This is a genomic window from Bacillus sp. 9.4 (assembly GCF_055486415.1).
On sequence record NZ_JBVFMU010000003.1, the window covers coordinates 437,324 to 453,819 of the forward strand.

A 16,496-nucleotide genomic window follows, 5' to 3' on the forward strand; every position below is an offset into this window, starting at 1 on the left:
CAAAAATCCGGTCTGATAACAGACCGGATTTCATATTACATACGCTGAAGAACAGCACGCTTATAAATATGACGGGTAACGATATAATAAAGAGCTTGGAATACAAAATAAATGAAGATGACAATTACGGCCTCAAGAAATAAATTGGAATTCAGCATATTACTTAACGCTGCATACGCAAAGCCCGCGTGAATCGTACCTGCGATAAATGGGATGAAGAATAAAAATCCTATTTGCTTTCCAAGGATCGAGTGAATCTCTTTGTCCGTAACCCCTATCCTTTTTAAGGCTAACACCTGCACTCTCGTATCTTCTATTTCCGTAAACATCCGCAAATACAGCATGCTTCCTTGCACGATAAAAAACAGCACGCTGACAAACAGACCAATAAACAGCATTAATGCAACTCCCTGCTTTACAATTTGATAACTGGGAGCACGTGTTTGAAAATCAGATGTATGTTCTTTCGGCACCATGTTTTCAAGCTTTTCAGAGACATCCACCGTCTCCTGCCAATGCTCAAGCTCATAACCTACCATTCTCATCTGTTCCTTCAGCGGCACATCCTGTGACAGACTGTCAAAGCTCTTTTCGCTGACAACCAATAAACGGCTGACTCCATCGACAGACATCAATATCCCTTTGTTTTGCTGCTTTTTCATGACGTAGGAAAGGGTTTTTCCTGACTTCATATGAAATGCTGCTGTTTCCCCTTCTCCAAATGTGTCTTTCACCATCATTTGAAAAGAAACATTAATAAATGCTTCATTTTCTTGTAAATGAATAACTGGGAACCCTTTTTCCTTTGCGACTTGATTATAGACTTTTTCTGAAATCAGCAGAGCTTCCGCTTCCATCTTCTTATTTCCATACGGCAAGTCTGACTGAAAAGTGACAGGAATCCCTGTGGCATCCACCTTATACTTGATAACAGCATGAGCTTTTTTCAATGTATTCTCAGCTGTCTCAGGCTTCATGACCTGAAAGCGGGAAGCATCCTTTTCCACCCAGGAAACAGACTGAGGAATGCTTTGCTCCTCCTGCCTTTGTAAATCGGAATAAAACATATAGATGACACCTGTAGCTGTTAATATGACCGCTGTAATGACAGAGGTTAAAAACAGCATGCGTGCATGATCCTTCAGCCTGAATATCATGTTGGAACGCACAATGATATTCGTGCCTTTGTAGAAGCTGTGTTTCTTTCGGTACAGCATGCGGAAAAACGCCACACTGCTTTGGGTAAAAAAGAAATACGTGCCAATTAACACTAAAATCAAAATTGGAAATACCCGAAACATCATGTCAATTGCATTGGCTGTTGCAGATAGATAATAACCGCTGCCAAGACATAGCAAAGACAATACAGTGAGCCATTTCGAATAAACTGGCAAACTTTTCGGCTTTTTGGCCGATTTAATCAGTTCAATGATTTCCAGCTTCCGAATCCGTCCCAGTGATAAAATGAGCAGCGTCTGAAACAGGATGAGAAAGCCGGCAATTGTCATCACAAACGCTTTCGGCACAATGGCAAACGAAATCGGCACCTTCACGCTGAGCATCCATGTCATGATCATAAAAAACAGTTTTGAAAATAACAGGCCTGCTCCAATGCCGGCCGCAATCGCCGCAAGAGAAATAAGTGACTGCTCATAATAAATCATCTTGCGAAGCTGCTGCTTTGATGTGCCAAACAGTGTCAGCAGCCCAAACTCTTTCTTTCTTGCCTGCAAAAACGCTGAATTGGAATATGTGATGAAAAATATACAAAACACAATGATGACGACAAGAGCTGCGCTCAAGCATATTTTGACAAGGCTTCCGCCATATATATTGTCTTCATTGACATCAGGATGAAAAATAAATGATGTGAAGACAAAAAACACCGAAACGGCAAACACACAGCTTAAAAAGTAGGCCACATACCGTTGCAGATTCCCAAGAATGTTTTTACGGGCGATAGTTCTCAAATTCATGAAAATCGCCTCCCAACACACTCAGGGTATCCAATATACTTTGATAAAACACCTGCCTGTTTGTTCCTCTGTGAATCTCTGAAAAGAAACGTCCGTCTTTAATAAAAACAATTCGTTTACAGAAACTTGCTGCTGTGGCATCATGCGTAACCAACAGAATCGTCGCTTCCTTTTCCTCATTCAGCTGAGCCAGTGTGTTCATCACTTGCTTTGCCGATTTTGAGTCGAGGTTTCCTGTCGGTTCATCGGCAAGAATGAGCGCCGGATTGTGAATAATCGCTCTGGCACAAGCTGCCCGCTGCTGCTGTCCGCCCGACACCTCATATGTGCGGTGATCGAGAATATGCTTTATTTGCAGCGTATCCGCCAGTTCATCCAATCGGGCTTCCATTTCTCTCAGCTTTACCTTATCCAATGCGAGCGGCAAGAGAATATTTTCACGAATCGTCAGCGTATCAAGCAGATTAAAATCCTGAAAGACGAAGCCGAGTTCTCTTCTGCGAAACAAAGCCAGCTCTTGGTCCTTTAACGTTTTCGGCTGAATGCCGTTGATCATCATCTCGCCCTGGGTCGGCTTATCAATGGTAGCCAGCAAATTCAGGAGCGTGGTTTTTCCGCTTCCCGACGGCCCCATAATCCCGACAAATTCTCCTTTTGACACACTAAGATCAAAGGCGCTGAGCGCTTGGTATGATATTGTTCCTTTATTTGAATAGTATGTTTTCGATAGGTTCGTTGTTTGCAACACGTTCATGTTCTGCTCCTCCTTTTTCTTTATTATAAAAAGGAAGTCAGCATCCTCCCATCGAACTTTCTTGCAATTCCGCTCCCCAATCTTACAATGCTGTCACATTCACGAGGGTGTCACTTGAAAACACGATGGTCATCACAGTGCCAGCCCCTTCTTTTGATTCCGCATACAGCTTATGGCCGAGACGGCTGCACACCTGTTTTGCTAAATAAAGGCCCATTCCAGTTGCCTCTTTCATGGTTCGTCCGTTTTCTCCGGTAAAAAACGCGTCAAAAATCCGCGGCAGATCCTGCGGCGGTATGCCGATTCCTTCGTCGGCAACCGACAATCGCGTCTCATGTCCCTGTGTTTCAATCCGGATTGTAATAGGGTCTCCCACACCTTGCTTTGAATATTTTAAGGCGTTGAAAAGGATTTGCTCAACAACAAAGGAAAGCCACTTTTGATCACTGGAAATCTGAACGGCATTTGGCGGCACATGTAATGTTGGAAAAAGGCGCCGTTTAATAAACTGACGTTTTTCCTGATTGATCAGTGAACGAACCATTTCTGCCAAATCAAAGGTTTGCGGCTTTACATCAAATGCAAATTCCTCCAGCCGGGCCGTTTGCAGCATCATATCAAGACCGTGGCGAAATCTCTCATTCTCATCCTCCAGCTCCTCTAAAAACGTCGGAAAAGAGGATGAAGTTCCGTTTTTTCCTTCCTGAATCATTAAGGATATGACGGATACCGGTGTTTTCATATGGTGGACCCATTGGTTGGTGAAGGTATAATGCTGTTTTTGCTGATTGATATATTGTGAGAGCCTGCTTTCGTATTGCTGCCCGAGTGCGTTGATCATTTTCGTCCAAAGCGCTTGCTCTCCTGTTCTTGGCTTTCTGGCTTTCAAAGACTGTCCGATGTCATTCGAAGAAGAGGCTTGTTCTGCAAGCTTTTTAACATATGTGAGAAAGGAAAATTGCCGAACATAATCAGAAGCAAAACCTGCGGCTAAAAGAGTACCGGGCAAAATCCATATGTATATCATATTTTCTTTGGAAGGTTCTGCGCCGCTCTCGATAATGCTTAAATACGCAATCAGCATGGCGGATCCTATCCCTAATAATGAAAATAGAATAATGGCTAAGCGGTCGATGAGATACGTCTTTAACACTCCGCTTCATCCTTCCGATTGACTTGAAATTGATAGCCTTGTCCTCTGATTGTGGAAATGCAATCTTTCAGTCCGGCATTCTCCAGTTTTCTCCGCAGCCGGTTGACATTGACCGTTAACGTATTGTCATCGACAAAATCAACGTCATCCCATAACGCCTCCAATAGTTCATCACGAGAGACAATTTTTTTATGCTCCCTCACAAAAATAGAGAGAAGCTGAAATTCTTTTTGGGAAAACAGAATACGGGAGCTGTTCCATTCGGCCTCATTTTGATCAGGATAAATCGTCAGCCCGCCAAGCTCCACTATTCTAGATTCCTGCGGCAAAGAGGGCGAATATTCACCATATGTGCGGCGCAGGACGCTTTTGATTTTGGCCATCACTACCTCTAGATGAAACGGCTTTGTGATATAATCATCGCCGCCATTTTCAATCGCCATTACCTGATTCAGCTCATCGGTCCGTGCCGATATAAAGATAATCGGCGCATTGGAAATGGTACGGATTTGCCTGCACCAATAAAACCCGTCAAAAAAAGGCAGGTTGATATCAAGCAGCACAAGATCAGGCTTCATTTCTGCAAATTCCAATTTTATATCATTCAGCTGTTCAGCAATTTTCACTTCATATCCGTATTTTTGAAGATGACCGCCCAGCAAAGAAGCAATCCGCTCATCATCTTCCACAAGCAAAATCCGATACACGTTGATCCCCCTTATATGTACATCACGATGATTTTTCTAGAAGATTCCAAAATTATTATAGCATGTGCGAAATAGTAAATCGGTCTTTTTCTTTTCGTTGTGATAGAATAATAAAGGTAAAATTTTCATAATAGGCAGGTGTCGTGATGAAGAAAATCATGCTGTTTCTGGTAATGACGTCAATTCTTTCAGCATGTCAGCCCAACTATACCGGGAAATACATAGAAATTGGGGATACACTAACTGACTATACCAAAGAGTGCTTTAAAGAGAATGAAATTCCTTATAAATACGAAAAGGGAAAACTGTATATCCCAGAAGATGCATTTGATACAGCAATCAATACTTGTTCATAAGAAAAAGCTTGCAGATAACCTGCAAGCTTTTCACGTTACAAAAAATGAGTATTTAATTTCTCTTCAAATCCTGAAGGGCCGATGTCGCTTTTTTGAATGTTACCGCCGTTTTCATAAATCGTAAAATGGCGCTCTGACATGACCATCCTTCCGCTCGGCGTCAGCTTTGAGGCAAGCAGGGATTTGTTAAAAGGAGATTTTTCATGAGAGTGAATGATGTCCTTCATGTTATCTAAATCACCGAGATCACTCTCTTCAAGGGTAAAGGCGTACCCAATTTGCCAGCCTTCTCCTTTGTCCATCAGCAGAACATGGCTGCCCTTTTCTGTCTCTTCCTTTTTGATTCGGAATAACCCGACTGGTGACTGTACCGTTTCTCCGGAAAGCGGTATCGGCTGGAGCGCCAGGTTGATGCCGAAGCCGATATCAACGAGGTAATCGCCGTTTTCCGCAGACAGCCATACAGCAGCATGCGTCCCTTCTAATGCCCATCCCTCTTGATCGCCTGCATAAACCGTTCCTCGAATAAGCTTCACATGAAACCCGGCCTCACGCAAAACAAAATAAAGGAAACCATTTAGATCGTAGCATAGGCCACCGTGCTGATCTTTGAGCAGACGGCGCCATAGATCTTCTTTTGTTACCCTATAATTCTCTTTTGCAAGTACGGCACGGTTTTCGAATGGAAAACGGTATGCCATTGCTTTGAGAAAAAGGGGAAGATCGCCAAAGCTGACATGGTCTTTCTCCCAGCCGATTTTCTGAAAGCAGTCTTTTAGAAAGTCACTCATTTTTATCACCTAAACTTCTTCTTGAACGTAAGCAGCCAGCTTCTCCAGGGCCTCTTGTTCATCTTCTCCCTGGGCAATCAAGGTAACCTCAGTGCCTGTGCTTACCGCAAGGCTCATCAGCCCCATGATGCTTTTGGCGTTTACTTTTTTCCCATCCTTCTCAAGAAACACATCTGACGTAAACCGGTTTGCTTCTTGTACAAACAAAGCAGCAGGACGTGCTTGCAGTCCTGTCTTTAATCGAACTTCCACTTTCTGTTGAACCATAAGATCTCCCCTTTTCTTTACGGTTATTTTAAAGTGACGGTTTGCCCTGTCCGCAGCTGTTCTGCGATTTCGTCAAGTTTTCTCAGCCTGTGATTGATCCCTGATTTGCTGATTTTCCCGCTTGCTACCATTTCCCCCAGCTCTTTCAGCGTCACTTCCTGATAATCAATCCGAAGCTGCGCAATTTCCCGAAGTTTTTCAGGCAGCGCCTCCAGGCCGATTCTTTCATCGATGTATTTAATATTTTCCACCTGTCTCAGCGATGCGCCGATCGTTTTGTTTAAGTTGGCTGTTTCACAATTGACAAGGCGGTTGACCGAATTTCTCATGTCCCGAACGATTCTGACATCCTCAAATCGCAGAAGCGAATTGTGAGCGCCGATTACGTTCAGAAACTCTGTAATCTTTTCAGCCTCTTTTAAATAGGTAATGTAGCCTTTTTTCCGTTCAAGCGTTTTGCTGTTTAACTGAAACTCATTTAACAGGTCACATAATGAATCGTTATGCTCCTTATAAAGAGAGAAGATTTCTAAATGATACGAGGAGGTTTCCGGGTTATTGACCGAACCTCCTGCCAAAAATGCTCCTCTCATATAAGAACGCTTGCAGCACCTCTTTTTAACCAGCTCTTTCGAAATACTTCGTTCAAACACAAAGTTCTCCCCGAGTATTTTTAAATCCTCTAAGATCGTTTTTGCATTTTCTGAAAAACGCACAATATAGACGTTATTCTTTTTCAGCCGCATTTTCTTTCTGACCAGCAGCTCGACCGACACATCATATTGTTTTTTCAGCAATGTATAGATGCGGCGGGCAATCGCCGCGTTTTCGGTTTGAACATCGAGTACGAGATGGCGGTTTGTAAATGATAAAGCTCCATTCATCCGAATGAGTGCAGACAGCTCGGCATTAATGCAGCAGTCCTTCACTTCCAGATTCGTTAATTCTTTTTTTGTTTCTGATGCAAATGACATATAGCCACCTCATTTCAAGGCTTCATTCTTTCAGTAAATCAACAAGAAGAGAGGCCACTTTATGTGTATCGTGACGTATTACGTCATTTTTATACGTTACAATTTGATCTCTGATGACTTCAAGCCCCATCGCTTTCAGTTCTTCGATATCAAAATCAACAGGACGCGCCGATTCCATTTCGTACTTACGCTTTATTTCGTCGGGAATGTCTTCACTGTTTACTAATATCGTATCAATAAAACCGCAGCCCATATGCTGATTGAGCGCTTTCACATGATCAGCAGCGGTGTAATGGAGCGTTTCGCCGGGCTGAGTCATCACGTTGCAAATGTATACTTTTTTCGCCGGCGCCTTTATCACTTCTTCCCCGATTTTTGGGACGAGCAAATTGGGAAGAATGCTTGTATAGAGGCTTCCCGGGCCGATAATAATCAAATCCGCTTCCCTGATCACGTCTATTGTTTCCGGCAGCGGATCAATCTGTTCAGGCGTGAGAAAAACACGCTTAATACGCTGTCCGTATTCCGGGATCGTTGACTCGCCTGAGACCACGCGGCCGTCTTCCATCTCAGCATGCAAAACGACACTGGCATTGGCAGCCGGCAAAACCTTTCCTCTTACATTCAGCACCTTGCTCATTTCTGTGACAGCGTGAAAAAAATCACCGGTTATATTTGTCATCGCTGCCAAAATCAAATTCCCGAGAGAATGGCCTGTTAAGTCATTCCCTTTATTGAAGCGGTGCTGAAAAAGATCTTCAACAAGCGGCTCCACATCGGATAAAGCGGCAAGCACATTTCTGATGTCTCCGGGAGGCGGAATTTTCAGTTCATTCCGCAGACGGCCAGAGCTTCCCCCATCATCGGCAACTGTTACAATGGCCGTGATGTCAACAGGTTTATGCTTTAAGCCCCTAAGCAATACAGAAAGACCTGTACCGCCGCCAAAGATTGCGATTTTCGGCTTTTGTCCCATCTTATTTCCGGCTTCTCTTTTCAATGTCCCGGTGAGTAACATGAGTATAGTAATCCTTTTTGAAATAATCAGCTAAATTCTCGGCTAATGTCACAGAGCGGTGCTGGCCCCCTGTGCAGCCGATCGCAATGACAACCTGGCTTTTTCCTTCTCTTTTGTAAGATGGAAGCATAAAGCTCAGCAGATCAATTAATTTCTCATTGAACTTTTGTGTTTCATTCCACTTCATGACGTAAGAGGAAACCTCTTTATCCTTGCCAGTCAGCGGCCGCATGCTTTCGATATAGTACGGATTCGGCAAAAATCTGACATCAAAGACGAGATCTGCATCAATTGGAATACCGTATTTAAAACCAAATGACATGACATTCACGGTAAATGTCTCTCCTTGGTTTGTCGCAAAGTGCTTCACGATTTTTTCACGCAAATCACGCGGCTTCATGTCAGACGTATCGTAAATGATTTGAGAGCGGCCTTTTAATTCCTCAAGCAGCTCTCGTTCCAGCGCGATGCCTTCAAGCGGCAGGCCAGTCGCTGCCAAAGGATGCGAGCGTCTCGTTTCTTTATATCTTGTGACGAGAATGGAATCCTTCGCGTCCAGGAATAAAATTCGCGGTGTGATCCACGGATTTTCGGCCATTTCATCCAGCGCTTCAATCAGCCGGTCAAAAAATTCGCGGCCGCGTAGATCCATCACGAGCGCAACTTTGCTCATTTTCGAATTTGATTCCTTCATCAGCTCTAAAAACTTCGGAAGCAATGAAGGCGGAAGATTATCGACGCAGAAATAGCCGAGATCTTCAAAGCTTTGAATGGCGACAGTTTTCCCCGCTCCCGACATTCCGGTTATAATGACAAGCTGAATATCATGTGATTCACTAACACTCATCTTTCTCCCCCCTGACTTGTCTTTCTATTTGATGTGCTGCGGGTCTAAACGATAACTTAGCAGCTCAAATTCCGGTGTATACGTAAATGTGCCGTGCAGCAGCCCTTGTCCCTTCATCATAAAATCAAGGATATGGCCGTCTCCAGGGGCCATAGGCAGGTTCTGAATGTCATTGACATCGTGCCACTGCAGTTTGCCTTCCTCTGATTCTGATACATTTTGTCCTGTATATGAATCAGCGACAAACGTAAACATCATCCACTCGGAGACAATGTGGTCACCGTCTTTAATAATAAAGGTAAAAACGCCTTTTAATTGAGGATTTATGATATAGATACCAGTCTCTTCTCTGTACTCTCTGATGACGGAGTCTCTGACTGATTCTCCGCTCTCCATCTTGCCTCCCGGCGCGACCCACCATCCGCGTCTCGGCTTTTGAAGCAGAAGAACTTTGTCATCCGTCTGAAGCACACAATTTGTCACTCTTTGCAAGTACGTCACCTAACCTTCGTCCTGTCATCGTCTCTTTATTATACCGCTTCAAGATGCCTCCCACAATGAAGAGACATTGACAATCTTTTCTTCTATTTTACAGCATATTCATTCCTTAATTCAGAAGATTTTGCTGTAACTGGCATTCATCTTTTATTTATGGACAAAAAAAGGACACGGATAACTGGAGAATCCGTGCCAAAAAAGTGTATTCATTATAAAAAGGGGGTCAATTACTTTATTAATCATAACCGAAAAGCATTACACATGTGTTACAACGGAATTAAAACCCAGTAACGTAATGTGAAACTCGTATGACAGCCCTTTTTATTTTAAGGTTTTCAGCGTTTCTTGAAGCTCTTCAACATAATGCTGTACGCTTTGCGCCGCAATACTTCCGTCTCCTGTAGCCGTTACGATTTGGCGCAGTGATTTTTCGCGGATGTCTCCGGCAGCGAAAATCCCTTCAACCTTTGTCTCCATGCGGTCGTTTGTTTCGATATAGCCTTCTTCATTCGTAATGCCCAGGTTTTCAAACGGTTTAGACAGAGGAAGCATGCCGATGTAAATGAATACGCCGTCTGTTTTGAATTCACTTTCTTCACCGGTTACCGTATCGACAAGCGTTACGTTACCGACTTTGCCGTTTTCCTCATGAATTTCCTTCACGGTTTTGTTCCATAGGAAGTCAACTTTTTCATTATCAAATGCTCTCGCTTGAAGAATACTTTGAGCACGGAGTTTATCACGTCTGTGAACAATCGTTACTTTTGAAGCGAAACGAGTCAGATATACGCCTTCTTCAACCGCGGAATCTCCGCCGCCAACAACGACTAGTTCTTTGCCTTTAAAGAAAGCGCCGTCACATACTGCACAATAAGATACACCGCGTCCGCCCAATTCTTTTTCGCCAGGCACGCCGATTTTTTTATACTCCGCACCTGCAGCAATGATGACGGCACGCGCTTTATATTCCTTTGAACCGGCTTTGACTACTTTATACTCTTTGCCGTCAACGACTTCTTTAATATCGCCATAAGCGTATTCAGCGCCGAACTTTTTCGCATGTTCAAACATTTTGTTAGAAAGCTCAGGCCCAAGGATACTTTCGAATCCAGGATAGTTTTCTACATCTTCCGTATTGGCCATTTGTCCGCCAGGAATTCCTCTTTCAATCATTAATGTCGATAAATTCGCTCTTGATGTGTATACAGCGGCCGTCATCCCAGCAGGGCCCGCGCCGATTATAATCACGTCATAAATTTTTTCTTCTGACACACTATTCACTCCTTAAACCATCTTTTCAAGTTTGGGCTCTTTCTTATAAGATAAGAATCCCCATCAAACGTATTCCTTACCCATATCCTATAAAATCTCATGGTGATACGCTATTTTTTTGCTCATTTTTTTCGAACCGCGATTAAATGTATTTCAAAAGGGTATGTATATTAATAAAGAAAGAGCCTTCTGTCCATAGAAGGCCCTTGTCTTATTTATTATTGAACAACACGTCTTACAACGCCTTTAAATGCTGCTTTCCAGTAAGGATTGCTCATAGAGTCAACAGATACACCATGAGATGTATTGTCGTTTAGGAAAGTACCGTTTCCTAAGTAAATTCCAACGTGACCGTTTGTTTTATATGTGTCAAAGAAAACTAAGTCTCCGCGTTTCATATCCGATGCGCTGACAGCTTGTCCTCTGCCAACTAACGTATCAGTTGTTGTTCCGCCGACAGGTCCAAGGTTAACACCTGCAGAAGCGTATGCCCAGCGTACGAATGATGAGCAGTCAAAAATACGGTTGTTGATATCAGACTGACTGCGTCCGCCGCCAAACTTGTATGGAGATTGTCCTACAATGCTTGAACCAACGCTGATCGCGCCTTCAATTCCGCCGGAGTTGCTGATAACAGTGCCGCCTGAATTGCTGTTTGAGCCGCTGCTCTTCTTAGAAGATGAGCCGTTAGACGAACTGTTTGATGAACCGTTAGAAGAATTGTCTGAAGAATCATCAGATGAGCTTGCTTTTGCTGATTCAGTTGTAGCCGTTTGGCTGTCATTTGTTTGTGTTTCATCAGATGCTTTTTGTGCTTCTTCCTGCTTTTTGATCAAAGCAGCCGCTGCTTCTTGTTCTTTTTTGATGCGTGCTTGTTCAGCTTCAGTATTTGCTTTTTGATTTGCAAGTTCAGACGCCTCTGATTTTAATTCAGAAATCGCTTTAGCCGTTTTCTTCTGGCTTGCTTTTGCTTCGTCGAAAAGCTTGTCTTTTTCATTAAGCTGTTTATCAAGGTCTTTTTGCATTGTTTCTAATTTAGCCAATGCAGCTTGAACTTCTTTCAGCTTGTCATTCAAATCCGCTTCAGAATCCTCGAGCTTCGCTTTATCCTGCTCTTGCTGTTTGATTAAATCTTTGTCTGCGTCCACAATAGATGAAACCGCAGTCGCACGAGAGATAAAGTCACCAAAGCTTGTTGATCCTAGAAGAACATCTATGTATCCTTGAGATCCGCCGCTTTCCTGTAAAGAACGAACGCGTTTTTTCAGGATTTCATTGCGTTTTTCGATACGTGCTTCTGTTTCTTTAATCTCTTTTTTCAGTTTTTTGATTTCTTCTTTTGTTTTATCGTTTTCTTCTTTTTTATCTTCGATCTTGTTACTTGTATCAAGCGCCTTAGCGTTAATGTCTTTCAGTTCTTTTTCAATCTTTGATTGATTTTCCTGAAGCTCACTTAATTCTTTTTCCTTCGCTTCAATGCTGGAAGCAACCTCAGATTGCTTGCTTTCGATTTTTTGTTTCTTTTCATCTAATGTTTCCGCCGATGCAGTTTTACTTGTAAATGGGATCAAAAAACTGCTTGTCCCGATGACGGAAGCCAAACCAAGTGTAATTAAACTCTTTCTCACTTTTTATATCCTCCCTTTTACTGTGAACCTGTCCTCATTTGGAATCGTATTTTGAACATCAAGTTTCGTTCCTCATACTCTACGAGGAATGATGGTTGTTTATGGTTAATTATTCTGTGCATCTCTTATTCTGGTTGTATAGCGTTTATTTCACATCATATGTAAAAAACACTAATTCCTTATGTACGAGAATCATTATACCATCAAGTTTCGACAAATTAGCGATAAATTTTATTACATTTATGTTTCAAACAGATGTCAAGTCACACATCATTTGTCATTTTTCTTAAGCGTGTAAAAAAACTGTCGATATTATTTTCTTAATATAATCTATCAAACAAAAAAAGAGTCGATTAAATAAATCGACTCTTTAAAATTTACTATTCTAGAATATCATCAATATATTTCATATATTTCGTCAACGTTGCCGGAGAGATGCCGAATTGGGCCGCTGTGTCTTTTTTCGTGTCTTGCTTGCCATGGGCTTCTTTCCAAATATAGCAAATCGCCGCTGCCCAGCCCCTCTCATTTTTCAATGGACCAGCTGCACGAATTTGCTGGATGACATGGAAAACCCAGCAGCTCATGACTTCTGTTTTCATCTCTTCTTTTTCAGCTTGCTCTAATAGTTTGACCGTTTGATAGGCGAAAAGTGCATCCTCTGAAACGTCAGCAGCCGCAGAATCTCCATTTAGAAGCAGCTTTACAAACTGATTTTCAAAAGGAGCGGTTATTCTCTTTGAGCGTATCACCGCTTCAAGATGCTCTGTTTCTCCCTTTGTGCTGCTGATATAATAGGCTGCGAGACGCTGCTCCACAGATGAAGGAAGAGCTTCCCTCCGCTCAATCCAAGGCGCCGGGCGGTCTTCGCCGGGATATTGCGACTCGACTTTTCTCCAGATCGTCTCGGCAAAGTCGGTATGTCCCGTAAAATAAGCAGAGCAGGAAAGCCAGTAAAAGAAGGTGTCGTCACCTTCAAAGCCGGTTTTATATAATGATTTGAGCCATTTATATCCGATCTCGTAGCGGCCGACAAGCGCCAAAGTAGCACCCAATTTATAACGCTGCTCCATTAGCATCGGATAGACATTGGAGAACTGATCACTCAATTCCGCCACTTTTTCGTCTTCTCTTTCATAATAGTAGAAAACGAGAAGATTGCATAAGGCGTGAAGATTTCCTTCATTATGAGAAAGCACTTCATAAGCGGTTTGCTTCGCTTTTACAACGTTTCCTGAATAGAAATAGGCAAGCGCGAGATTGTTGTATGCTGACCAAAGCTCCGGATATTCAGCTGTGATTTCCTCAAGCGCCGCAACCGCTTCAGCAAGCTGGCCGCTTTCCAGCAATGACTTTGCCCGATCCTGTTTCACCAGCAGTTCATCCTGATCATACAACGAATCTTCAATGCCGTCGTCTCCTAAATCGAGCAAATCAAGCAGACTATCGTTTTCTTCGGCGAATTCACCATCCGGGTCCGCATCAGAATAAGCGGCCGCTTCTTTATAAGCTTCCTGGAAGAGCCCCAGATGGGCAAAGTTATTCGCTTTAAAGTAATGGCACTCCGGCATTTCGGCCTCCAGATTTGCCATGATATAGTCAAGAAGATCGTTCGACTCTTGATACTGGCCCATTTCCGAATAAATGACCGCAAGCTGTGAAAGCATCTCTGAATCCTCCGGCTCCAAATGAACCGCGCGCTGAATCAGTTTGCTTGCCCGTTTTAGATTGCGCTCTTTATACGCTTTCAAGCCTTTATGAAAAAAATATTGTCCATCTTGAAGCAGCTGGACAATTTGTGCGTGATTTTTATGTTCAGAAGTGTGTTTTCCCACAACTACCCTCCGTTTTATACAATATTACCGTCAGTAGTATACCATAAATCGTAAGCCCCTCAATAGTTCAAAAGGAAGGATTGGGAAAATCCCTCCTCTTTTTTATTGGCTGATTCGACCAAAATTTACCCGGCTTTGTTTTCTAAGTCCGCATTCATTTTCAGCTGCTGTTCAGCAAAATCCCGATAAAGGCCATGGGAAGCCATTAACTCATGGTGTGTTCCACGACCGGTAATTTCCCCTTTTTCAACAAACAAAAGCTGGTCCGCATCTACAACGGTAGATAGGCGGTGAGCGATCACAATCGTTGTGCGGCCCTCCATCAGCACCTCAAGCGCCTGCTGAACTGATTTTTCAGATTGGCTGTCGAGACTTGAGGTCGCTTCATCGAGCATAAGAATGCTTGGGTTACGGAGAAGCGCTCTCGCAATTGCGATTCTCTGCCTTTGTCCGCCTGACAGCATAATGCCGCGTTCGCCTACTTCTGTATCAAACTGATTCGGCAGCTCCTTTATAAAATTGAGCGCATATGCCATCTCCGCGGCTTTTTCGATCTCAGCATCCGTCACATCTCGTTCTAACCCGTAGCAAATATTTTCTCTGATTGTCCCGGACATTAACGGGCTTTCCTGCGATACATACCCGATATGCTCCCTCCACGATTCAAGCGAGTAAGTATCGACCGGCTCGTCCCCCAGTCGAATGGTCCCTGCAGTCGGAGTATAAAAACGTTCAAGCAGCTTAAACAGCGTCGTTTTCCCCCCGCCGCTCGGACCGACAATAGCTGTGACTTTACCTGCTTCAATGACGGCGCTGATTTCTTTTAAAATCAGCTGATCAGGCTTGTATCCAAAAGACACGCGATCAAGCTGAATAGGGAGATGCGCATTTTCAATTTGTTTTCCTGTCACTGTATCTTCTTCTTCCTCTGCTAAAATCTCAATCATTCGTTCTGTTGCACCGATTGATTTTTGCAGCTGTGTGAAAAACGTTGTAATCTGGCCCATCGGCATTATAATTTGAAACAAATATAAAATAAAAGCCACGAGCGCTCCCGCCGTGAGTTCGCCTGAAGATACCTGCATGCCGCCATATCCGATCACTGCGACAAGCGCTGCCATTAGCACGAGTGAGATAAGCGGGCCGACAAGTGATTGAACCTTGGCTTCACGAACGCCAAGCTTAAATAATGAGGAAATCCCCATCTTCCCGCGCCCATATTCGACATCCTCCGCATTTGAAGCCTTGACAAGTCTGATTTCCGGGAGAATTTGATTAAGCAGGCCTGTAAAACGGGCTGTTTCATCTTGCGTTTCCCGTGAGATAGAAAACATCTTCCGGCCAATCGGCATCAAGATGAGAGCGGCCAGCGGAACGACCACTAACACAAGCAGTGTCAGCTTCCAGTTCATAATAAACAAGATTGTCAATGATCCAATGACAGAAATGATGCCTGTAATAAATCCGCTGATATGGGTTGTAATCAATTCTTTGACCACCATTGTATCGTTCGTTACACGGCTGACTGTTTCTCCGGAAGCATTTGTATCGAAATAAGAGACAGGAAGCTTAATTAATTTCTTCCATAGTAACTCCCGCAGCCCGGAAATGATTTTTTGTCCATTATAGTTAAGCGCATAGGTGGCATAAGCGCTTAAACCCGCCTGAACGAAAAACACCAGCGCGATCAAACCGATTTGCGTGCCTGACAGATTTGACATAGAAAAACCATCGACAAGCTGCTTCGTTAATAATGGAATGAGCAGGCTGACCAGCGTGGTTACAACACTGAGGGCAAGCGCAAAGGCAAGCTTTCCATAAGAAGGATTGGTCCGTCTTACTAAGGCAAAAAAGGGTTTCAATTTACTTTTAGATTTTTGTTTCTTGGTTGGCATATATTTTCCTCCTGTTTCAGCGTTCAGAAAGGTGAAAAGTCATAGCAAAAGGATGATTTTTACTCTTTCTCAATCATATCAATGGAGAAAGACTTTTTCAGTATATTTTTGCCGTGATCAAAATAAAAATCTCCCACTCATTGTTTGAATAGGAGATTTTTATGTTAGACATCTTTAACTGGCTTCTTTTTTCTATAAGTCAATGTTACATCCTGCTGTCGCAGGTCTTCAATTATCATTTTGTACCGATCAACTTTTGCGGTATGTTCTTCTTTTATCATCTCAAGGGCGGCTTTTCGTTTTTCACTTTTAGACTCAAGCTCTTTTTTTATTTTTTTTACAATCAATCCTTTTTGCCCTTTGATTTCCTCTTTTAATGAAGACTCAAATTTCTTTGTCAGGCTGAGAAAGTCGTTGATCGGTTGATTGAGGGTGCCCGCTTTCCCCTTCATTTCATCTTGGGTAAGAAACATATAGGTCGTTGATACAATTTCTATTTCACTTTCTGAAAATAAGGAAGTCACT

At 43.0% G+C, this 16,496-nt stretch carries 16 protein-coding genes; 1 reads left to right on the forward strand and 15 read right to left on the reverse strand.

Translation table 11 applies throughout. The features are described from left to right. Positions 1-35: 35 nt before the first annotated feature. The 4 genes from psdB to psdR form a co-directional block, all read right to left on the reverse strand. Positions 36-1,976 carry a lantibiotic ABC transporter permease PsdB gene (gene psdB, locus ACZ07B_RS14265; RefSeq protein WP_134154528.1) on the reverse strand — a complete coding sequence of 647 codons (1,941 nt, stop codon included), beginning with the start codon at positions 1,974-1,976 and terminating at the stop codon, positions 36-38. Then, positions 1,951-2,730 (reverse strand): lantibiotic ABC transporter ATP-binding protein PsdA, encoded by a 780-nt coding sequence (gene psdA, locus ACZ07B_RS14270; protein WP_003228167.1) that lies wholly within the window; start codon positions 2,728-2,730, stop codon positions 1,951-1,953. The genes psdB and psdA overlap by 26 nt, the downstream gene beginning before the upstream one ends. 82 nt (positions 2,731-2,812) lie before the next feature. Next, on the reverse strand, positions 2,813-3,883 hold the full coding sequence (psdS, locus tag ACZ07B_RS14275) for a two-component sensor histidine kinase PsdS (protein ID WP_134154530.1): 1,071 nt from the start codon (positions 3,881-3,883) through the stop codon (positions 2,813-2,815). After that, positions 3,877-4,590: a two-component system response regulator PsdR gene (psdR, locus tag ACZ07B_RS14280; protein WP_015384738.1), complete on the reverse strand. Its 714-nt coding sequence runs from the start codon at positions 4,588-4,590 to the stop codon at positions 3,877-3,879. Before psdR ends, psdS begins: the two co-directional genes overlap by 7 nt. Positions 4,591-4,736: 146 nt before the next feature. Between psdR and ACZ07B_RS14285 the strand changes: the two genes are divergently transcribed. Beyond that, a complete protein-coding gene (locus ACZ07B_RS14285) occupies positions 4,737-4,946 on the forward strand; it encodes a hypothetical protein (RefSeq protein ID WP_134154532.1) in 210 nt (69 codons plus the stop codon). A gap of 35 nt (positions 4,947-4,981) precedes the next feature. Here the strand turns inward: ACZ07B_RS14285 and ACZ07B_RS14290 are convergent, their stop codons facing one another. The 11 genes from ACZ07B_RS14290 to ACZ07B_RS14340 form a co-directional block, all read right to left on the reverse strand. Beyond that, the gene (locus ACZ07B_RS14290; RefSeq protein WP_134154534.1) at positions 4,982-5,746 is read right to left on the reverse strand and encodes an arylamine N-acetyltransferase family protein; all 765 of its coding nucleotides are present in this window, start codon (positions 5,744-5,746) and stop codon (positions 4,982-4,984) included. Next, on the reverse strand, positions 5,747-6,004 hold the full coding sequence (locus ACZ07B_RS14295) for an HPr family phosphocarrier protein (protein WP_003219835.1): 258 nt from the start codon (positions 6,002-6,004) through the stop codon (positions 5,747-5,749). A gap of 23 nt (positions 6,005-6,027) precedes the next feature. Continuing rightward, positions 6,028-6,978: a DNA-binding protein WhiA gene (gene whiA, locus ACZ07B_RS14300; RefSeq protein ID WP_003228147.1), complete on the reverse strand. Its 951-nt coding sequence runs from the start codon at positions 6,976-6,978 to the stop codon at positions 6,028-6,030. A 22-nt stretch (positions 6,979-7,000) separates the two neighbouring features. Next, positions 7,001-7,954 carry a gluconeogenesis morphogenetic factor gene (gene mgfK, locus ACZ07B_RS14305; protein WP_003244450.1) on the reverse strand — a complete coding sequence of 318 codons (954 nt, stop codon included), beginning with the start codon at positions 7,952-7,954 and terminating at the stop codon, positions 7,001-7,003. Position 7,955: 1 nt separating this feature from the next. Further along, a complete protein-coding gene (gene rapZ / locus ACZ07B_RS14310; protein WP_003243903.1) occupies positions 7,956-8,843 on the reverse strand; it encodes an RNase adapter RapZ in 888 nt (295 codons plus the stop codon). Between the two features lie 24 nt (positions 8,844-8,867). Beyond that, positions 8,868-9,344, reverse strand: a complete 477-nt coding sequence (locus tag ACZ07B_RS14315; RefSeq protein ID WP_010886622.1) for an 8-oxo-dGTP diphosphatase — start codon at positions 9,342-9,344, stop codon at positions 8,868-8,870. Positions 9,345-9,662: 318 nt separating this feature from the next. Beyond that, positions 9,663-10,613, reverse strand: coding sequence for a thioredoxin-disulfide reductase (gene trxB / locus ACZ07B_RS14320; RefSeq protein ID WP_003228139.1), 951 nt, complete (start codon positions 10,611-10,613; stop codon positions 9,663-9,665). A gap of 218 nt (positions 10,614-10,831) precedes the next feature. After that, complete coding sequence (gene cwlO / locus ACZ07B_RS14325; protein ID WP_134154536.1) at positions 10,832-12,241, reverse strand: peptidoglycan DL-endopeptidase CwlO; 1,410 nt, start codon at positions 12,239-12,241, stop codon at positions 10,832-10,834. Between the two features lie 380 nt (positions 12,242-12,621). Next, complete coding sequence (locus ACZ07B_RS14330) at positions 12,622-14,076, reverse strand: tetratricopeptide repeat protein (RefSeq protein ID WP_130572893.1); 1,455 nt, start codon at positions 14,074-14,076, stop codon at positions 12,622-12,624. A 125-nt stretch (positions 14,077-14,201) separates the two neighbouring features. Continuing rightward, entirely contained in the window at positions 14,202-15,971 is a 1,770-nt protein-coding gene (gene bmrA / locus ACZ07B_RS14335) for a multidrug resistance ABC transporter ATP-binding protein/permease BmrA (RefSeq protein ID WP_086344364.1), read from the reverse strand. Positions 15,972-16,135: 164 nt separating this feature from the next. After that, complete coding sequence (locus tag ACZ07B_RS14340; RefSeq protein WP_086344365.1) at positions 16,136-16,495, reverse strand: hypothetical protein; 360 nt, start codon at positions 16,493-16,495, stop codon at positions 16,136-16,138. Between the last annotated feature and the right edge of the window lies 1 nt (position 16,496).